This window comes from uncultured Roseobacter sp. (assembly GCF_947491795.1).
Classification (GTDB): Bacteria; Pseudomonadota; Alphaproteobacteria; order Rhodobacterales; family Rhodobacteraceae; genus Roseobacter.
On the sequence record NZ_CANLKW010000001.1, the window covers coordinates 1,018,321 to 1,037,383 of the forward strand.

Below are 19,063 nucleotides of genomic sequence, written 5' to 3' on the forward strand. Positions count from 1 at the left end.
CCTGCATCGTCATTTCAGACGCTCGCCGGTGTCCTTGCGGAAAATGAACGCCGTGTCGGGATCAAACCCCAGGGTCAGCTGGTCATCAATCGCGGGCAGCATCGCCTGAGCTGCCTTCAGGCAGATTTCCAGCGGTTCGCCTGCGTCTGTCGTTGTCCCGCCCAGCGAGCCATAGATCAGATTTTCGCCACCATGCTGCTCGACCAGATCAACGTTCATCCCGAACTGACCACCGGCATCCACGCGCAGCACATCAGGCCGTACGCCCAGGACCAGCTCTGTGCCCTGGGGCAGATCGCTGAAACCTGCCAGCTTCAGATCGCCGTTGACCAGATGCGTCCCGTCAAAGCTCACCGGGATCAGGTTGATCTGCGGCGCACCGATAAAGGAGGCCACAAAGAGCGTGCGCGGATTGGAGTAAAGCTCCATCGGCGCGCCCATCTGCTCCACCTGGCCCTCGTTGATCACCGCCAGCCGGTCCGCCAGGGTCATCGCCTCTGTCTGGTCGTGCGTCACATAGATCGAGGTGACGTTCATGCGGCGCTGCAGCCGTTTGATCTCGATACGCATCTGAACGCGCAGCTTGGCATCCAGGTTCGACAGCGGCTCGTCAAACAGGAAAACCTGCGGGTTGCGCACAATCGCGCGCCCCATTGCCACCCGCTGACGCTGTCCGCCAGAGAGCTGATTGGGCTGACGGTCCAGGAACTGGTCAATCTTAAGCATTTTAGCCGCGTCAACGATACGCCGTTCGATCTCGTCTGCGGGCATTTTGCGGTTTTTCAGGCCGTAGGACATGTTTCCGCGCACCGACATATGCGGATAAAGCGCGTAGTTCTGGAACACCATCGCCACATCCCGCTCGGACGGCGAGACATCATTGATCAGCCGGTCGCCGATCAGGATTTCGCCCGATGTAACGGATTCCAGCCCCGCCACCATGCGCAGCAGCGTGGATTTCCCGCAGCCGGACGGGCCGACAAAGACGATCAGCTCACCGTCATCAATTTTCATGTCCACGCCGAAGATCGCTTCCGCCCCGTTGGGGTATGTTTTGCGGACCTGTTTCAGTTCAACCTGAGCCATTACTTCTCACTCTCCACGAGGCCCTTCACGAACCATTTCTGAAATATCAGCACGACCAGCACCGGCGGCAGCGTCGCCAGAATGGTCAGTGCAAAAGCTTTCTGGAACTGGGGCAGCTCGCCGCCCTCGTTCAGCACCTGGTAGATCTGCTTGATGCCGATCACCAGGGTATAGTTGTCTTCCTGTGTGGTCATGATCAGCGGCCAGAGATACTGGTTCCAGCCCACCACGAACATGATGATCAGGATCGCTGCAATCATCGTTTTGCTCAGCGGCACCAGGATATCGATAAAGAACCCCCAGGCCGTAGCCCCGTCCAGCCGAGCAGCCTCCAGCAGCTCATCGGGCACCGATTTAAAGAACTGCCGGAAGAAGAATGTGCCCGTCGCCGAGGCAATCAGCGGGATGATCAGACCGGTATGCGTATCCAGCAGCCCCATATTGGCCACCACCTCATACGAGGGGATAATCCTCACCTCCAGCGGCAGCAGCAGCGTCATAAAGATGATCCAGAACAGCGGCACCCCCAGACGAAAACGGAAATACACAATGGCATAGGCCGCCAGCATGGAAATGATCACCTTGCCGATGGCAAATCCGATCCCGAGGATCATGGAGTTCTTGAGCATCGTCATGGCGGTGACCTTTTTCATCACCCCGCCCTCGACAAAGAGCACCTCGTTATAGGTCTCGAAAAAATGCCCGCCCGGCCAGAACTGCAGACCTTCGCGCAGGATGGTTTCCGGCGCATGGGTGGACGTCGCAAAGGCGACCCACACCGGCAGCGTCATAAAGACGGCGCCGATGATCAGAATGATATGGGTTGAGATCGGTGTACGGTCCATCAGTAATGCACCTTCTTCTCGATAAAGCGGAACTGGATCACCGTGAGACCCAGCACCATCAGCATCAGAACCACCGACTGGGCCGAGGACCCGCCGATATCCGCGCCCCGGAAACCATCCTGGAACACCTTGAACACCAGGGTCGTGGTCGCCCCGCCGGGCGCGCCCTGCGTTGTGGTGTCAATGATGCCAAAGGTTTCGAAAAAGGCGTAGGTGATGTTGATCACCATCAGGAAGAACGTCGTCGGAGCCAGCAGCGGGAAGGTGATGGTCCAGAACCGGCGGAATGAGCTTTTGCAATCCATCAGGGCCGCTTCCTGCACGCCCTTTGGAATGCCCTGCAACCCGGACAGGAAGAAGATGAAGTTCACGCTGACCTGCTTCCAGACCGAGATCAGCACAACGACAAAGCCCGCATCATAGGGGTCAAGCTTGTGATCAAAATCGAACCCCAGGGCGTTCATCCCCTGGTACAGATCCCCGATCAGCGGGTTGAACATCAGATTGCCCATCAGGCCCGCAACCGGCGGGGCGATGGCATAGGCCCACATCAGCAGGGTTTTATAGGTGCTCGCCCCGCGGATCACCTCATTGGCCTTTACCGCCAGCAGCAGCGCAATGGCCAGCGACAGAAAGGTCACAAGCGTCGAAAAGACGATCGTGAAACCTGCCGCCTGCAACCAGGAGGCGCTGACAATAGTGTCGGTGTAATTGCGGAACCAGACGAACTGCGAAGACAGGCCAAAGGCATCCTCAAGCAGGAAAGACTGGTAGATTGCCTGTGCAGCGGGCCACAGAAAGAAAATCACGATGATGATGATCTGTGGCGCAATAAACAGATAAGGAACAGCGCTGTGCTCGAACTGGACGCGCTTCATTATGGTGGACCCCCCGGCCGGACTTCAGACAACCGGCGGGACATATGCCCCGCCGGTGTTTTTGTTTTTTATTTGTAGGTGTCGTTGAAGCGCGCCAGAAGATCGTTGGCTTCTGACTCGATTTTCGAGAAGGCCTCGTCAACCGTCGCCTCACCCGAGAAGATATCCTCGTAGTGCTTGTACATCACGTCGCGGATCTGCACGTAGAACCCCAGGCGATAGCCTTTTGTCCACTCGCCACCGGGCTGTGTCAGCTGCAGGATGCCCACTTCGGCGTCCGGCGTGCTGTCATAGTAGCCGTCTGCCTTGGCCACATCATAGGCCGCGTTTGTGATCGGCACATAGCCGGTTTCTTTGTGCCAGAAGTACTGGACGTCCGGGCTGGACAGGAACTTCAGGAAGTCCGCGGTTGCTGCGTTCTCCTCGTCGCTCTTACCGGCCATGGCAAAGAGGGCCGCGCCACCGATGAAGGTGCCTTTGGGCTCTTCAATGATCGATGACCAGTAAGGCAGATAGGCTGTGCCAAACTCAAAGTCGGCGCTCGCTTTCAGACCGCCGAAAGAGCCCGAGGAACCCAACCACATGGCTGTTTTCTTTTGTACAAAGGCGTCCTGGTTGTCGCCCCAGCCACGGCCGTAAAAGCCATAGTAGCCTGCATCGAGCCAGTCTTTGACTTTGCTCCAGTGCATTTTCATTTCCGGGTTGTTGTAGAGGATTTTCACATCCGTGCTGTCATACCCGTTGTTGCCTGTGGCCATCTGCAGGTTGTGACGGCTGTGGAAATTCTCCGAGAAAATCCAGGGGCTGTGGCTCTGTGCCAGCGCCTGGTATCCGGCATCCTTCAGCTTGGGCGCCATCGCCTCGAACTCTTCCCAGGTGCTGGGCGGTGCGTTGATGCCCGCCTCGGCAAAGATCTCTTTGTTGTAATAGAGCAGCGGTGTGGAGGAGTTGAACGGCATGCCGATCATCTTGCCGTCGCTGTCGGCATAGAAATAGCGCACGCCTTCGATATAATCTGCGCTGTCAAAGCCGCCTGCGTGCTCTGTCATCAGGTCAGCAACCGGCACAGTGGCGCCTTTTGCGTTGATGATGGTCGCCGCACCCGCGTCAAAAATCTGGATCAGGTTGGGCTGCTGTTTGGCGCGGAATGCCGCGATACCGGCCGTCATCGTGTCCTCATAGCCACCCTTATAGGTCGGCACGAGCACATAGTCGCTCTGGCTGGCGTTGTACTTTTCAGCGATTTCCTCGACGACTTCGCCGAGACGTCCGCCCATCGCGTGCCAGAACTGGATCTCAGTCTGGGCAACGGCAGATGTTGCAAACGTGGCAATACCCGTCGCAAGCAAGGTTGTAAATTTCATTGGGTCTCCCTTTCATGGAACAGCTTAACTGTGTTTTTGTTTTTATCAGCGGCCCGGTAACACCGAGATGACAGCGACCGGATTTCTGCGCGCCTGAACAGCACAATCAATAGGAGAGAGGCGAGTGTCAACCATCCGCTTCAGCGGTCTCACCCCCGTCGTGTCCACGGGGCGATCACAGGCGGATGCGGTTCAGCCCGGACCAGGACGCAATCGGCAGTGTCGAGGGTGACCGTGCAACTACCAAATCAGTCAGGTGAAACCGCGCGCCCTTAAATGCGCCGGCAAGCCGCGCACGTGTCTGCGCACGCCTGTCATCTGCAGCCATTCCATAGGCCAGGCTGATATGTGGCTGCCAGGGGTCCACAGATGGTTTTTTCAGCTCTGCGTACAGATCAGAGTGTCTGGCCCGAAGGAGCCCGGGGACCTCCAGCCTGAGGAACAGTGACATGAAAAACGTCTCGCCCACCTCTGCATCTGTGACCCTCACCGCCACAGGCCCGGTATCGGCAAACAAGGCTCTGCAGATCCTGGCGGTATTTTCCGGCCTCCCCGCCAGATCGCCGGCGACCGTCACATGCGGGCAGAACACCGGCTGGTCTCCGCCGGCGGACAAGGCGCGGATTTCTTCCTGCAATGCCGCCAGCACCTGCGCTTCCGGCAGCAGCCAGACGGAATGCTCCGGTCCCGGTTCGTTGATCATGCGTGCAGACTGTCCCTGTTTGGATCGCGAAATCAAATGCAAAGATCACCGCGGTGAAAGCCGCGATGGTTCAGCGTGGGTCTGGTAGAGTTGCGTAGCCGCGGGTTTTCAGGACCGTTTCGGCGGGCCGGAGATCACCTCGCACATCACCCGCAGGGCCGGAACAAGGCCGGAAAACAATCCGTCCTGTCATCCCTGACCTTTGCCTGGACAGGATTCAGGCGGCACTGCTTTGTTGTCGGGTCAGGACCTGTTGGGGCCCGACTGAAAAATTCTCCGCCCGAATCTCGCATAATCACACAGCGCACGGCGCAATATTCAGTCCGGGATATTCAGCCCGGATCAGCGCGGAATGGGTCTTCCGGCTGCACCGCAGTTGCCCGGCCTGCGGGACAGCATTACATCACTGAAAAGGTCCAAACACCTGATGAGCGACCCTTTCTGAGACGAAACTGCGGCATCTTTCCACGGACGATTCAGCCTGTCCGCGCCCTCCGGCACTGTGCACCGGGAGCCGCCCGCTGTATCAGTCCAGCCTCAGAACTCTTCCCAGCCGGTGCCGCCATAGGTGCCGTCCGCAGGCTCAGGCGCCGCTGCCACCTTTGGTTCCGGGCGCGCCTCGACCAACGGCCGGACCTTTTCCGCTTTCGGCGCGGGCTGGCCGACGCTCTGCCCGCCGGGGATCGTGAACCGGGCGGTAGACTGCCCGAGTTCTTTCGCCTCCTGCGCCAGAACATGGCTGGAAGCCGTCACTTCCTCGAAAGCGGCTGCCTGCTTCTGGGTATTTGCATCAATCTGCGAAATCGCCGAATTGATCTCATTAATGCCGGAAGACTGTTCATTGATCGCCGTGGTCACGTCATCGACACTCTCCGAGATACGGATCACCCGGCCCGAGATATCCTCAAGCGATGCCTTGGCACTTGCGACATTCTCCACACCTTCCGACACCGCAGCATCGCTTTGCGTAATCACCTCTGCGATTTCTTTGGCCGCATCGCTCGCACGCTGTGCCAGCTGCCGGACTTCGGAGGCCACCACGGAAAAGCCGCGACCGGCCTCGCCCGCGCGCGCCGCCTCGACCCCGGCGTTCAGGGCCAGCAGGTTGATCTGGAACGCGATGTCGTTGATCACCGCCGTCACCCGCGAAATCTCTTTGGACCCGTCCGCGATCCGGTCCATTGACGCCGCCGCATCGCCCGCGATTTTCTCGCTGGTGACGGCTGTGTCGCGGGCTTCGCGGGCGTTGCTGCTGACCTCGGAGATATTGCCGCTGACGTGTTTGATGCTCGCGGAAAGCTCTTCCAGGGCCGCCGATGTCTGCTCGACAGAGGCGGCGTTCTGTTCGGCCTGACGGGACAGGATATCCGCGGTCTGCTGCAACTCGCCCGAGGACCCGGTCAGCGTCGCACCGCTGGCAGAGATATCCCCGATCAGACCGGTCAGCGATCCGATCATGTTGTTCACGCTGGTCTGCAATTCGGCAAACGAACCACTGAACGCGCCTTCCAGTCGCTGGGTCAGGTCTCCGTGCGCCACTTTCTCCAGAACACTGCCAGTGCTGGAGAGCCCCGTATCGACAACCTCCATCAGACTGTTGATATTGCGCGCCAGCTCAATAAGGATCTCGTCGTTGAATTCCGCTGTGACACGGGCTGAAAAACGACCCGAGAGCGCCTGTGCCACAACATCGCCAAAGGACTCGCCCAGCTGGCGCATCATCTCTTCGCGCTCCAGCGCCGAGGCTTTCTCGGCCAGTTCGCGTTCCTGTGCGGCCTGGGCCTCGCGTTTGGCGGCCTCCTCCCGCTCTGCGTTCATCTGCGCCATGCGCTCAGCGGCTTCTTTCTGTTCCTCGTTCATCTTTTCGATGCGCAGCGAATTCTGCCGGAACACTTCCGTGGCGCGGGCAAGATCGCCGATTTCGTCGCCACGGTCTGTTTCGGGCACTTCCATCTGCAGATTGCCCTCTGCCACTTCTTTGACCGAGCCGGTCAGACGCTGCACAGGGCGGGCCACAGACCGCGAAAAGAATACAGAGACAACCAGCGACAGGCCAAAGATCACCACAGCAATCATGGCCCCGCGCTGCAGCGCCCAATATGCCCAGGAATACAGCTCTGCCTGATCCTGTTGTACGATCATCACCCAGTTTGTGCCGTTAAACTCGACATTGGAATAATATCCCAGCACAGCCTGGCCGTCGCGCCCGATCGCCTCAAAAACGCCGGAACCTCCGTCCAACCCCTGGGTAACGCCCACATTGTCCACCGTCGCGGTCAGCATTTCGTCTGCCTCGGTGAGCGGCGAATCCGTGCGCATCAACCGGTCTTCTCCGACGAGAAACCCATCCGCGGTGGACCCCAGCCCCTCCAGCTCGCCCGCGGCCGCATTCAGAGCTTCAACCGGCAACTGGTAAGCCAGCACCCCCAGCAGAACCCCCCGATCATTGAAAACAGGGCGGGACATAAAGGCGGCAGGCGCGAAACTGCTCGGTTCATAAGGCGCAAAATCAGAGAATACCGTCGGATCATCCGCGCCGATCTCAAGCGCGCCGCGGAACGCGTCCGCAAGGCCGGAGTCTTTCCACGGGCCGGTCTGCAGGTTGGTGGCAAAATCATTCTCTTTGAAAACGCTGTAGACGAGGTTGCCTTCGGGATCGATCAGGAAAATATCGTAATATCCCATCTCGTTCTGCAGCGTATCAAACGGCTTGTGATAGATCGCGTGGATAAACCCATAGCTGGAGCCTGTATCGGCCTTGACCAGCTGGTCTTTTTCTCCCGCAGGGAACTCGTTTTCAGTGATGTAGACGCGGCGCAGCACCTCTTCTGGGGCTTCCAGCGAGTTATATCCATCCGCCAGCGCGATCAGCGCCTGGCTTGTGGCCGGTTCCGTCGCCCGCAGGCGAATGTCCCGGTCCACCTGTTCCAGCAGACCAGTGATGCGCTTGTCCTTGAGCCTGCCGATGGCTTCCATCTTTTCGGACGCATTGGCGCGGATGATGGTCTGGGACGTCATGTAGCCGGAAACGGCCATGCCACAGATGGTCACGGCGACCAGCAGCGCCATGATCACCGGCAGCCGTTTTGCCAGTGTGATATCCCTGAAAAACTTCCGCATGCCTTAACCTCCGCAAAACCACAAACGCGGAACGTGTCATCAAAGGCAGGATCCCTTCCCGCCGGCAACACCGTCCCATACCGGCTTTCGCGGTATCAGCGGAATGTTAGAAAAGGGTAAAAACGCGATCACATGCCTGCAAGGCAACGCCTGAAAGCCCCTGCGCGACCGGGCTGCCGTTCAATTAATCGGAAACTGCAGCAGACAGCGCTCGGCATAGCGTTCGAAATCCTGCAGTGTCTGTTCCACGTCGCGCCGGTCACGCACCTGGGCAAGAGCCGATTTTTTCTGCGCCCAGGTGCCGGAGACATGGCGCTCCAGGATCAGAACGGTGATCCCCAGCATGACCTGTTTTTCCGCCTCCGGCATGCGCCCGGTGTCCGACAGGGCCATGGCGGTAAAGGCCAGCGTATTGGCGCAGCGCAGGGCGGCCGCCTCGCTGCCGCTGTACACCTTTTCCCCTGCCCCGGAGGCCCCGGCAGTGCTCAGCAGAAAGACCGCCGCAATCAGCGCGCGGCCGGTCAAAACACTTTGAACGTCATGGTCGTCAGGGACCGTTCAATCCCGCTGATATCCAGCAGATGATCGTTGATGTATTTGCCCACATCAGCATCCGCAGGGATATAAAGCTTCATCAGCAGGTCATATTCCCCGCTGGTGGAATAGAGCTCCGAGTGGATTTCGCGCAGTGCGATCTCCTCGGCCACGACATAGGTCGTTCCCGGCTTGCAGCGGATCTGGATAAACACACAGGTGGCCATGAAAACTCTCCGTCGGGGGCGGTGCGTCGCCCGCCTGCAGGCTGGCACATCGGACACGCCCCCCGCAATCCCCAAAACAGCATCTTGGCGCGGAACCGCAGGCTGCTATAAGGACGCGGACCAAAGACCCGCCCGGAGGCCCCAGATGCGCAGCCACACCATCACCCGCACCACAGCGGAAACCGATATTCAGGTGACCATCGACCTGGACGGCACCGGCGTTTACGACAACCAGACCGGTGTGGGCTTTTTTGATCATATGCTCGACCAGCTGTCGCGGCATGCGCTGATTGACATGACCATCCGCGCCACCGGGGACCTGCACATCGACGACCACCACACGGTCGAGGACACCGGCATCGCCCTGGGCCAGGCCCTGACGGCGGCCATGGGCGACAAGCGCGGGATCATCCGCTATGGCGCCTGCCTGCTGCCGATGGATGACGCGCTGGTGCGCTGCGCCCTCGATCTGTCCGCCCGGCCCTTTCTGGTGTGGAACGTCGACTTCCCCACTGCCAGGATCGGCAGCTTCGACACTGAACTGGTGCGCGAGTTTTTCCAGGCCTTTGCCACCCACGGCGGGATCACCCTGCACGTGGACATGCTGCACGGGCTGAACAGCCACCACATCGCCGAGGCCGCGTTCAAGGCCGTGGCCCGCGCCCTGCGTGATGCGCTGGAAACCGACCCGCGCAAGGCCGATGCCATCCCCTCGACCAAGGGTGCGCTCTGACGTGCTGACAGCCATCATCGACTATGAGAGCGGCAACCTGCATTCGGCGCACAAAGCTTTTGAGCGCATGGCCGCCGAGACCGGCGCGGGCACGGTTGTCGTCACTGGTGACGCCGAGGTGGTGGCCCGTGCCGACCGAGTCGTGCTGCCCGGCGACGGGGCGTTTCCGGCCTGCATGCAAGCGCTGAGCGGCCACTCAGGCCTTTATGCTGCCATGCTCGAAGCGGTGACCACACGCGGCCGCCCCTTTATGGGCATCTGTGTGGGCATGCAGCTGATGGCCACGCGCGGGCTGGAATACCAGGAAACCGCAGGCCTTGGCTGGATCGGCGGCGACGTGACCCGCATCACACCATCAGACACCGCGCTGAAAGTGCCGCACATGGGCTGGAACGATCTGGTGCTCGACGCGCCCCACCCGGTCTTCGAAGGCATCTCAACGGGCGATCACTCCTATTTCGTGCACAGCTATCACATGCAGGTCACCGACCCGGCCCAGCGCCTGGCGTATGTGGAATACGGCGGCGCTGTCACCGCCGTCATCGGCCGTGACAACATGATCGGCCTGCAGTTTCACCCCGAAAAGAGCCAGTCCGCCGGTCTGCGGATGATCGGGAATTTCCTCAGCTGGCGGCCCTGATCCGGCGCGATGCCAATGTCAGTTTCGAGCCCTTTTGTCGGATGCTGCGCTTCGAACCGATGACGGCTTTCGGTTCAATGGCTCGCTTTTGAAGTTGGGCTGCTCGCGTGCTGTGACCCCAATTGAAACTGCCCCGAAGCGTGTCCGGGGCAGCTACCAACGTGAAGTCTTTGACAGGTTATTCAGTTCGCTACTTGGCTCACGGGTGTGATTTTTCCGATCGGCGCTCCAGCCAATGCGCCATGCTCGCGCAAAGTATCAGGATTGTCGGCCCGGTAGATGCAATATGTTCCTTCACCGGTCAGATAGGAATGGTCCCATTCGATCACATCGCCAAGCTTGGCAACCGCCGCATTCGAGCCTTTCGAAATCTTTTCCTTCTTGTCCAGCCCGAAGAAGCCGACACCGGGAATGGGTCGCTCGATGACAAAAACCTGATGTCCGTCGCGCGGCTCTGCGCCGGCAGCCTGACCGCCGCCAACGGTGGGCGAGTTGATGAAGAGCACTTCCGAAATTTTCTCTGGCGTGATGGCGGCGGCCTGAAACAGGTCACGCACAGCGTCCTCGTTATTAGCCGTCAATACGACATAGCTGTCAGGGCCAGCGGACAGAGTTTCATCGACGCTCACACCAGCCTGTTGCATCAGCGCCGCAGGGGGGGCCTCAAAGGGGGCATCCAGTTCGACGACGAACTGGCCGGCAAATCCGGCAACGGGCGTGAAGAGAGCCGCAACCAGCACGGCGCAGAAAGAGGCGAATTTAAACATATGGTCCTCCATAGTTGGAATTTAGAGCTTTATGGCTTTCGTGGCTATACTGCCCGAAACCGACTATATTGGTGGCGAAATCCAAGCTGAAATGTCCTGAATGACTTCCGAAATCGCTCCGAAATCACGCGTTTTGATGATTGGTCAGGGTCGGTACAACCTTGAAACCGGTGCACTTACCGCAGCGGACGGCGCGCCGATACATCTGCGAAAACAATCTGTCGAAGTCCTTGCGGTGCTTTCCTCCCGGGCAGGAGAGGTGGTTGATCGCGAAGCGCTGGTTCAGGCGGTCTGGAAGGACATCGCAACGACCGACGATTCATTGATCCAGTGCATCGGCGATATTCGTCGTGCGCTCGGAAAAGAGGTGATCGAAACCTATCCAAAAATCGGCTATCGGCTGGTCGCTGAGGCGGCGTCGGCGGATCGCCCGACAGGCATGCCCCGCATCAGCCTTCGCCTGATGGCAGCCGTCGGGGCTTTTGTGCTCTTTGCCTCGGGTCTGGGCCTTTGGCTCAGTTCCGGTTCCGGCGGATTTGATGCTGACAGCGCGGCCATTGTGCCGCCGCGCATTGTGCCGGACAAGACACTCGCGGTTCTGCCCTTCGTCAATCTTGGCGGCGGCGAGGAGCTGCAATTCTTCGGGGACGGCCTGAGCGAGGATTTGACCACAGACCTGGCCAAGATACCGGATCTGACAGTGATCGCCTTCGCGTCCAGCGGCGACTTCCCCCAGGCGGAGGCAGGTTTCAGGGAGATCGCTGATAATCTTGGTGTGCGCTATCTTGTGCGCGGAACGGTGCGGCACTCCAACGACCGTGTGCGCATCAATGTGTCGCTCATCGACCCCTTCGAAGGCGTGAATGTCTGGGCTGAACGATTTGACCGGGTCCGGCAGGACCCCTTCGATGTCCAGGAAGATGTGACGCGGGCGATTGTCGACGCCCTGTCGCTTTCGCTCAACGCCAGCGTGGTGCCGCCGCGGGTTGCGACAGATGCCTATTTCATGTTGCTGCGCGGTTTGGAGCCGTTGCGGGAAGGATCTCTTGAAGGCAATCAACGGGCACGCGAATACTTTGAAAAAGCGCTCGCGCTTGAACCAGATTATGCGCGCGCTCATGCCTACATAGCTGTCGCATACGGACGCGACATGATGTTCGACTATGCCCGTTCTTCCCCACTTCAGTCTGTCCAACCGGGGCTGCAGGCGGCCATCGCAGCGATAAGGCTCGATCCCGACATCCCGAATGCCTATTTCGCGCTGGCCATCCTGAACCTTGCCATCGGGGAAAATGACAAGGCCCTTGCGGCAGCGCGACATTCCATTCAACTCAACCGGAATTTTGCCGACGGCTACGCTATCCTGGCCGAGGCGGCTGTTTACGGCGGGAATCTTGAAGAGGGCCGCGAAGCGATCCAGCACGCCAAACGATTGCACCCACATCATCCGGCGCGATTTGACTGGATTGAGGCACATGTCCATCTGCAGCTTGGTGATCCGGAAACGGCGCGCGCGTTACTGGAGATAACGGTTGAGGAAGCGCCCGGTTTTGCCGCGGCTTTCGTCTTGCTCGCAGCTGCCTATTCGGAACTGGGAGAGTATCAACGGGCGGAATCCGTGCTCGCAGCTTTACGCGCTCAACAGCCTGGCTTCCCAGTTGACCAGTTTGTAGCCTCGGAGCCTTTTGCATTCGAAGATCGTCGTCAGCGGCTCGATGATGCTCTTCAACGGGTAAGCCGAGATTGAAACGCCACTCTAACCGGATACCTGATCGCTTTAGCCGCCTGTTGGCGAGCAACGGTCGCATACTTGCCGGACTTAAAGCGGCCATTAGTGCGGTCGCGGCGAAAGTCAGAAATGCCCCGCACAGCGGACACGCCGCCCCGTTCAGCCATGCATGCCATGCTGAACGCAAACCGGCGCAGCAGGTCATGCCGCGCCGGGTCTTTTCTTCCCGCCCGAAGGCAAGCGGTTACTTCACCCGCAACCAGGTCTGTTTGGAGCAGATCAGACCACCGGCCACACAGCCGCGCAGTCTGATGCTGTCGCCGTTCAGGGCGATCTTGCCCAGATAGATCTTGTCATTGCTGGGCCGCCAGACCTGGCCTTCGTATTTGCCCGCCCCGGCAGGGGCCATGTCGATCACCAGGGTCTTGCCCAGGTTGGGGGATTTGTATTCGCCGCCGTCCTTAAAGGTGCGCGCAATCGTGCCGCAGAAATTCGCACCACAGGGCGTGATCTGCACATGGGCATAGGCGCCCTCGTCCACTTCGGTCTGCCAGGTGCCTTCCAGCGGGTCAGCTGCGGCCATCCCGGCTGTCGCGGCCAGGGCCGCCAGTGTCATCGTCAGTCTCTTCATGCTGTGTCCTCCCGTTGATCTGCGCGCACCCTGCCAGGCCCTCTGCCCGCCGGACAAGCCTGCCGTTACGTAGCCTTCGGGTCTGACCCTGCGTCGCGTTGCATTTCCTTACCCGCTGGTGCATGTACCGCGCGATACGCACCGACGTAATACCGACGTTTTACCGACGCGATACCGACAGGAAAAAACCGATGATTCTCTACCCCGCCATTGACCTCAAGGACGGCCAGGCCGTGCGCCTCGTGCATGGCGATATGGACCGCTCCACGGTCTTTAATGACGACCCCGCAGCCCAGGCCCGGAGCTTTGTTGCAGCAGGCTGTGAATGGCTGCACCTGGTGGATCTCAACGGTGCATTTGCAGGCACGCCCGTCAACGCGGCCCCGGTCGAGGCGATCCTGAAATCCTGCAGCGTTCCCACACAGTTAGGCGGCGGCATCCGCGATATGGCCACGATTGAAACCTGGCTGGACAAGGGGCTCGCGCGCGTGATCCTCGGGACCGTGGCCGTTGAAAATCCGGACCTCGTGCGCGATGCCGCGCGCGCTTTTCCGGGGCAGGTCGCCGTGGGCATCGACGCGCGCAACGGCCTGGTTGCCACCAAAGGCTGGGCCGAGGAAACCGACGTCCGCGTCACTGATCTTGCCCGCTCGTTCGAGGACGCAGGGGTGGCCGCAATCATCTACACCGACATCCTGCGCGACGGGGCGATGGGCGGGCCCAATATCGCCGCGACAGCCGCACTCGCACAGGCGGTCTCCATCCCGGTGATCGCCTCTGGCGGGGTGTCCTCGCTGGGGGATCTGATTGCCCTGCGCGACTGTGGTGCCACACTCAACGGGGCCATCTCCGGACGGGCCCTTTACGACGGTGCCATTGATCTTCCCGCCGCACTTGCCGCCCTGAAAGGCTGAGGCTATGCCCCTGATCCAGGTAGAAAAAACTGATCTGCCGGATCACAGTGCCCTGCATGCGTTCCGACACGCCGGGGACTTTCTGGACTGCTACCGGGTGGCATCAGATCTGCCCCCGCGCGCGGCTGCCGGGGTGATCGTCGCCTTCCCCGCCTGGGCCCGTGTGCTGGTGGTTTTGCGCAACGTGCTGACCGCCCCTTTCGGGCTGCGCCCGGATGGTCCCGAAAGCCCTGACAAGCTGGGCCCCTTCCCCGTCACCGGGGAGACAGAGGACGAGGTGATCGCAGGTTTTGACGACCGTCACCTGAACTTCCGGGTCGGCGTTCTGAGCACCGGCAGCCACGTGTTTCTGTCGACCTGGGTGCGTCCGCATCACAACGGTGGCAGGCTCTACCTTGCGGCCATCCTGCCGTTCCATATTATGATCGTCAGAAACGCCCTGACCCGTGTTGCAAAGCAGGCAGCACCGGGCCCGCGCGTCCCCGCACAGAAGTAACGCCTATGCTCAAAACACGTATCATCCCCTGCCTCGACGTCGCCGAGGGCCGCGTCGTCAAAGGCGTGAACTTTGTCGATCTGCGCGATGCGGGCGACCCGGTTGATGCGGCCATCGCCTATGACGCAGCCGGCGCGGATGAGCTGTGTTTTCTGGACATCACCGCCACCCATGAGAACCGCGGCACCATGTTTGACGTGGTCACCCGCACGGCCGAACACTGCTATATCCCGCTCACCGTCGGTGGTGGCGTGCGCACCCCCGCCGATGTCCGCGCCCTGCTGCTGGCCGGTGCCGACAAGGTGTCTTTCAATTCAGCCGCTGTCGCCAATCCGGATGTGGTCGCACAGTCGGCGGATCAGTTCGGCAGCCAGTGTATCGTGGTGGCCATCGACGCAAAGACAGTAAGCCCCGGAAAATGGGAGATTTTCACCCATGGCGGGCGCAAACCGACAGGGATAGACGCGGTGGAATTTGCCCGCACGGTCGAGGCAAAGGGCGCAGGGGAAATCCTGCTGACCAGCATGGACCGCGACGGTACGCGCGCCGGGTTCAACCTGCCGCTGACCCGCGCGATATCGGATGCGGTCACTGTACCGGTCATCGCCTCGGGTGGGGTCGGTACACTGGATCACCTGGTTGAAGGCGTGACAGAGGGCGGCGCTTCTGCTGTGCTGGCCGCGTCGATTTTTCACTTCGGTGACTTCACCATCGCCGAGGCCAAGGCACATATGGCCGCCGCCGGCATTCCCATGAGGCTCACATGACACTGCAGGATCTTTTCGACACGATAGAAGCCCGCAAAACGGCAGATCCGGACAGTTCCTGGACAGCACAACTGCTGGCAAAGGGCGCCGAGAAATGTGCGGAAAAGTTCGGGGAAGAGGCCGTAGAAGCGATCATCGAGGCGGTTAAGGGTGACAGGGCTGCGCTGACCTCTGAAGCCGCAGACGTGCTCTATCATCTGCTGGTGATGCTGGCTGCCCGGGATGTGACGCTGGATGCGGTGATGGCCGAACTGTCCCACCGCCAGGAACAGTCAGGTCTGCAGGAAAAAGCCTCACGCAGCTGAGTTCACAGGCGCGATGAAATCACGCCGGTGTTGAAACCGCCCATGCGCAACTCTCCGAAAAGCCGCTGGTATTCGATCTTGGGGCACCGGTTCTGGACCACATCAACGCCCCGCGCCGTGGCCTTTGCCGCCGCCTGCGCATGCTCGACACCGATCTGCATCCAGATGGTCTGAAGCGCGGGGAAAACGTCCAGCGCCTCATCAACAATGCGAGGAACAGCGTCCGACCGCCGAAAGATATCGACCATATCAACGGGTTCGGGAACCTCTGACAGGCTCGCGTACACGGTCTGTCCGAACAGGGTTTCGCCCGCATGCATCGGGTTCACAGGCACCACCGTATAGCCTTTCAGACCGAGGTAACGCACGACATAATAGCTGGGCCGTACAGGGTTCATAGAAACGCCAACCGCCGCAATGCGGGTCGTGCGATTGAGGATGTTTTTCAGTTCTGCGTGGGACCAGCTCATGGGGGCTGTTTAAACCGCTGTGCGCCGGATAAAAAGAGCGCCCGAGGTCAAAAGACGACGGGCGCTGCAAGGTACGGAACGAGGGACAGTAACGCAATCAATCAGCGTTCCGGGCCGACCGATACACATAACACTTAGGAGCTCTTCAGCACCTGACCAGAGGGTCTCTCAAATCTGTGAATGAAGCGTTAAAGGAACCGGTTGAAATCAGTCAAAAATGTCCTCGACCACGTCGATTATTTCTTCCAGCGCGTCCCGCAGAAAACTCTTGCGGCGCCGCCGGGGTTTTTCGCGCACATACTCGGGCCGGTACGCCGGAGCGGGGCGCGATTTTTTCTTCTTCTGCCGGGGCTTCTGGTACCCCGATCCGCTGTCGGTCGTGTCAGAAGGCATGCGTTTCAGATCATGCAGGGGCGCGCCGCACCCCGAACAGGTCAGCTCATGGCGACCCTTGTCCAGGCGCAGGGCTGCACGAGCACCGCAATAGCAGCAGGTTGCGATCTTTGGGTGCATCCGCCTCTCCTTCAGGCCGTCCCGCGCGGGCCACGGCTTGCATATAAGGCGATTGCCGCCGCATTCGAGACGTTGAGCGAACCAAATCCACCCGCCGCGTCGATCCGGACAAGCTGATCCACCGTCTCCCGGGTTTTTTCACGCAGTCCGGGCCCTTCGGCCCCGAGCACCAACGCCACGGGGCGGTCCTCACGGCCGGCGACGGCCTGCTCGATTGTGGCCTCCGCCTCTCCATCGAGACCGAGCGTGATGTATCCCATATCCTGCAGGGCCCTGATGGCGTCCGCCAGGTTGCGCACCCGCAGATAGGGCTGACGTTCCAGCGCACCGCTGGCCGTTTTGGCAAGCGCACCCGTTTCAGGCGCTGAATGATGTCGCGTGCCGATCACGGCAGAGGCCCCCAACACTTCTGCAGAACGCAGGATCGCGCCAACATTATGCGGGTCTGTGACCCGGTCCAGCAAAATGACACGGGGCGCAGCATCGCCGATGCAGACATCCTCAAGACGCCCCCAGTCCAGCGGTTTTACTTCCAGTGCCGCGCCCTGGTGAACAGACCCCGGGTCCAGCGGCGCATTAAACTTCCTCGGCTCCAACACCTCCGGGGTCATCCCGCTCTGGCTGATGGCGTCGGCCAGTTTGATCTCTGCGTTCGGCGTCAGGATCAGGCGTTCTTTTACCCTCGCAGGATTGAGGAGCGCATCGCGCACTGCATGCAGACCAAAGAGCCAGACAGTTTCCCGCGCGCTGGCCTTTTTGTCCTGTTCTTTCTGGACGACCCATTTGGGTTTTTTCATAGTCGGTTCCTGTCTTGGTGGGGATTTCAAAACCTGTGGTTTTCGTCTTGACGCCTGCAAGGTCCGCTTGTAATCACGCGCCACTGCCGATGCAATGCACGGGCAGCGTGGGCGACAGGCCGCAAGGTGTGGCAGGGGACTGTAACTCCCTCGCGGAGACGCACGCCTGGTTCGATTCCAGGGTCGCCCACCACTTTTCCCAGTATAGCACTCCAACCGCCCCGGCTTCTGGCCGGACGTAAGCGCAGCTGTTTCAAAAGACGGACAAACCGGCGTTTTTATCCAGCAAAAGCTGAGAGGATATGGGACCGCAGGCCGCCCCGATGCCGCGCGCATTTGCACCGACACTGCCAGCGACAACCACAGGGGCGATCAGGCCGCGCATATCCTGGCTGGCCAGATATCGGTTTACCCGCTCGACCAGTTCCTCCCGGACCCCCTCGGGGAAAGCGCCATCTATAACGACGCCCTGAAAATCGATCACAGCACACACAGAAAGAGCGGCCTTTGACAACTCCTGAGCTGTCTGGCCGAGCCAGGGATCTACGTAGCGTGACAGCGGTTCCCAGTTATGCGGCGCCTTCCAGAGTGCAACGGGGTCCACACCCGCATCTCTCAGCCGCGACTCCAGCAAATGGATGGAGGCCACATCAACCAGCTGGCGGCTTTCGCCAAGCGCGCCGGTGCTGCGCATGGCCCCGAATGCACCGGCATTTCCCTGATTGCCCTGAAAAACCGTATCGTTCAGCACGACCCCGCCACCGACGAAAGAGCCCACAAAAAAGTAGGCATAGTCGCGCAGGCCTTTGTCCGCGCCGTAAAGATGCTCGGCACGGCATGCGGCTGTGGCGTCGTTCCCGACATAAACGGGCAGCGGCGAAAACTCCGCAACAGACTTGCGGAAATCCACATCTTTCCACGACCTGAAGCTTTCCGTCGGGGCCCCTGCCAGTTTGTGCCACTTCCACAGCTCCAGGGGCGTTGCGATGCCGATGCCACAGAGTCTGTCGCGCTGATCCGGCGTCAGCTTTCGGGCAAGGGCGGGCATTCCTCTGCGCAGGAATTCAAAGATATCATCCGGCACCGGGTACTCGTATGTTTTCCGGGTCTGTGCCCGTACCTGGCCTACAAAATCCAGAATGAGCAGGTCGGCACTGCGGCGGCCGATCTTCAGCCCGAATGCAAAAATGCCGTCCGGACGGAGCTGCATCGGAATGGAAGGCTTGCCCACCTTACCCCGCACCGGGTCACCCCGCTGCAACAGACCGTCCTTTTCCAGCTTGCGCAGGATCACCGACACGGTCTGCGGCGACAGACCGGCACGTCGCGCCATATCGCTGCCTGCCATCCCGCCGGAACGCTGCAGCATGGACATCAGCAGACGCTCGTTGTGATTGCGCACACCGCTCTGGTTGACGCCGCCGAGGCGTTCAGAAATCTCGCTGCCGTCCATAAAAGGTCTGATACCTCTGGAATACTGCGGAAAAGAAAACGTCATCGCAATTAATAAATCAAGTTTATTTATTTATTGACACCAGGACGTG

At 60.1% G+C, this 19,063-nt stretch carries 21 protein-coding genes and 1 tRNA gene; 8 read left to right on the forward strand and 14 right to left on the reverse strand.

Annotated features, from left to right (window positions below; translation table 11 throughout):
* Positions 1 to 9: 9 nt before the first annotated feature.
* The 8 genes from ugpC to Q1A34_RS05035 all read right to left on the reverse strand — a co-directional run bounded on the left by ugpC (position 10) and on the right by Q1A34_RS05035 (position 8,757).
* Positions 10 to 1,086, reverse strand: coding sequence for a sn-glycerol-3-phosphate ABC transporter ATP-binding protein UgpC (gene ugpC, locus Q1A34_RS05000; RefSeq protein WP_300031589.1), 1,077 nt, complete (start codon positions 1,084 to 1,086; stop codon positions 10 to 12).
* Positions 1,086 to 1,931 (reverse strand): ABC transporter permease subunit, encoded by an 846-nt coding sequence (locus tag Q1A34_RS05005; protein WP_300031592.1) that lies wholly within the window; start codon positions 1,929 to 1,931, stop codon positions 1,086 to 1,088. The genes ugpC and Q1A34_RS05005 overlap by 1 nt, the downstream gene beginning before the upstream one ends.
* Entirely contained in the window at positions 1,931 to 2,809 is an 879-nt protein-coding gene (locus Q1A34_RS05010) for an ABC transporter permease subunit (protein ID WP_300031594.1), read from the reverse strand. The genes Q1A34_RS05005 and Q1A34_RS05010 overlap by 1 nt, the downstream gene beginning before the upstream one ends.
* Positions 2,810 to 2,877: 68 nt before the next feature.
* On the reverse strand, positions 2,878 to 4,173 hold the full coding sequence (locus Q1A34_RS05015; protein WP_300031596.1) for an extracellular solute-binding protein: 1,296 nt from the start codon (positions 4,171 to 4,173) through the stop codon (positions 2,878 to 2,880).
* A gap of 175 nt (positions 4,174 to 4,348) precedes the next feature.
* Positions 4,349 to 4,876 (reverse strand): 2'-5' RNA ligase family protein, encoded by a 528-nt coding sequence (locus Q1A34_RS05020; RefSeq protein ID WP_300031599.1) that lies wholly within the window; start codon positions 4,874 to 4,876, stop codon positions 4,349 to 4,351.
* Between the two features lie 537 nt (positions 4,877 to 5,413).
* On the reverse strand, positions 5,414 to 7,996 hold the full coding sequence (locus tag Q1A34_RS05025) for a methyl-accepting chemotaxis protein (protein WP_300031602.1): 2,583 nt from the start codon (positions 7,994 to 7,996) through the stop codon (positions 5,414 to 5,416).
* 180 nt (positions 7,997 to 8,176) lie between these two features.
* Positions 8,177 to 8,521: a hypothetical protein gene (locus Q1A34_RS05030; RefSeq protein ID WP_300031605.1), complete on the reverse strand. Its 345-nt coding sequence runs from the start codon at positions 8,519 to 8,521 to the stop codon at positions 8,177 to 8,179.
* Entirely contained in the window at positions 8,518 to 8,757 is a 240-nt protein-coding gene (locus tag Q1A34_RS05035; RefSeq protein ID WP_300031608.1) for an Lrp/AsnC ligand binding domain-containing protein, read from the reverse strand. The genes Q1A34_RS05030 and Q1A34_RS05035 overlap by 4 nt, the downstream gene beginning before the upstream one ends.
* Before the next feature lie 145 nt (positions 8,758 to 8,902).
* Between Q1A34_RS05035 and hisB the strand changes: the two genes are divergently transcribed.
* Complete coding sequence (hisB, locus tag Q1A34_RS05040) at positions 8,903 to 9,490, forward strand: imidazoleglycerol-phosphate dehydratase HisB (RefSeq protein WP_300031611.1); 588 nt, start codon at positions 8,903 to 8,905, stop codon at positions 9,488 to 9,490.
* A 1-nt stretch (position 9,491) separates the two neighbouring features.
* The gene (gene hisH, locus Q1A34_RS05045) at positions 9,492 to 10,130 is read left to right on the forward strand and encodes an imidazole glycerol phosphate synthase subunit HisH (RefSeq protein ID WP_300031614.1); all 639 of its coding nucleotides are present in this window, start codon (positions 9,492 to 9,494) and stop codon (positions 10,128 to 10,130) included.
* 182 nt (positions 10,131 to 10,312) lie between these two features.
* Here the strand turns inward: hisH and Q1A34_RS05050 are convergent, their stop codons facing one another.
* Positions 10,313 to 10,897: a nickel-binding protein gene (locus Q1A34_RS05050; protein WP_300031618.1), complete on the reverse strand. Its 585-nt coding sequence runs from the start codon at positions 10,895 to 10,897 to the stop codon at positions 10,313 to 10,315.
* 100 nt (positions 10,898 to 10,997) lie between these two features.
* On the opposite strand from Q1A34_RS05050, the gene Q1A34_RS05055 reads away from it, so the two are divergent.
* Complete coding sequence (locus Q1A34_RS05055; RefSeq protein WP_300031621.1) at positions 10,998 to 12,644, forward strand: tetratricopeptide repeat protein; 1,647 nt, start codon at positions 10,998 to 11,000, stop codon at positions 12,642 to 12,644.
* 226 nt (positions 12,645 to 12,870) lie between these two features.
* Here the strand turns inward: Q1A34_RS05055 and Q1A34_RS05060 are convergent, their stop codons facing one another.
* The gene (locus Q1A34_RS05060; RefSeq protein WP_300031624.1) at positions 12,871 to 13,257 is read right to left on the reverse strand and encodes a DUF2147 domain-containing protein; all 387 of its coding nucleotides are present in this window, start codon (positions 13,255 to 13,257) and stop codon (positions 12,871 to 12,873) included.
* A gap of 191 nt (positions 13,258 to 13,448) precedes the next feature.
* Between Q1A34_RS05060 and hisA the strand changes: the two genes are divergently transcribed.
* The 4 genes from hisA to Q1A34_RS05080 are packed head-to-tail and all read left to right on the forward strand — an operon-like array spanning position 13,449 to position 15,739.
* On the forward strand, positions 13,449 to 14,171 hold the full coding sequence (hisA, locus tag Q1A34_RS05065) for a 1-(5-phosphoribosyl)-5-[(5-phosphoribosylamino)methylideneamino]imidazole-4-carboxamide isomerase (protein WP_300031628.1): 723 nt from the start codon (positions 13,449 to 13,451) through the stop codon (positions 14,169 to 14,171).
* A gap of 4 nt (positions 14,172 to 14,175) precedes the next feature.
* Positions 14,176 to 14,667 (forward strand): DUF2867 domain-containing protein, encoded by a 492-nt coding sequence (locus Q1A34_RS05070; RefSeq protein ID WP_300031631.1) that lies wholly within the window; start codon positions 14,176 to 14,178, stop codon positions 14,665 to 14,667.
* A 5-nt stretch (positions 14,668 to 14,672) separates the two neighbouring features.
* The gene (gene hisF, locus Q1A34_RS05075; RefSeq protein WP_300031634.1) at positions 14,673 to 15,434 is read left to right on the forward strand and encodes an imidazole glycerol phosphate synthase subunit HisF; all 762 of its coding nucleotides are present in this window, start codon (positions 14,673 to 14,675) and stop codon (positions 15,432 to 15,434) included.
* A complete protein-coding gene (locus tag Q1A34_RS05080; protein ID WP_300031637.1) occupies positions 15,431 to 15,739 on the forward strand; it encodes a phosphoribosyl-ATP diphosphatase in 309 nt (102 codons plus the stop codon). The genes hisF and Q1A34_RS05080 overlap by 4 nt, the downstream gene beginning before the upstream one ends.
* 2 nt (positions 15,740 to 15,741) lie before the next feature.
* Here Q1A34_RS05080 and Q1A34_RS05085 read toward each other — a convergent pair whose 3' ends face one another.
* The 3 genes from Q1A34_RS05085 to rlmB all read right to left on the reverse strand — a co-directional run bounded on the left by Q1A34_RS05085 (position 15,742) and on the right by rlmB (position 17,519).
* Entirely contained in the window at positions 15,742 to 16,209 is a 468-nt protein-coding gene (locus Q1A34_RS05085; RefSeq protein WP_300031640.1) for a CoA-binding protein, read from the reverse strand.
* A gap of 207 nt (positions 16,210 to 16,416) precedes the next feature.
* Positions 16,417 to 16,722, reverse strand: coding sequence for a hypothetical protein (locus Q1A34_RS05090; protein ID WP_300031643.1), 306 nt, complete (start codon positions 16,720 to 16,722; stop codon positions 16,417 to 16,419).
* 11 nt (positions 16,723 to 16,733) lie between these two features.
* Positions 16,734 to 17,519 (reverse strand): 23S rRNA (guanosine(2251)-2'-O)-methyltransferase RlmB, encoded by a 786-nt coding sequence (rlmB, locus tag Q1A34_RS05095; protein ID WP_300031646.1) that lies wholly within the window; start codon positions 17,517 to 17,519, stop codon positions 16,734 to 16,736.
* Between the two features lie 109 nt (positions 17,520 to 17,628).
* Here rlmB and Q1A34_RS05100 point away from each other — a divergent pair.
* Positions 17,629 to 17,712 (forward strand) — tRNA-Tyr (locus Q1A34_RS05100).
* A gap of 60 nt (positions 17,713 to 17,772) precedes the next feature.
* Here the strand turns inward: Q1A34_RS05100 and Q1A34_RS05105 are convergent.
* Positions 17,773 to 19,017 carry an ROK family transcriptional regulator gene (locus Q1A34_RS05105; RefSeq protein WP_366942807.1) on the reverse strand — a complete coding sequence of 415 codons (1,245 nt, stop codon included), beginning with the start codon at positions 19,015 to 19,017 and terminating at the stop codon, positions 17,773 to 17,775.
* Positions 19,018 to 19,063: the final 46 nt, after the last annotated feature.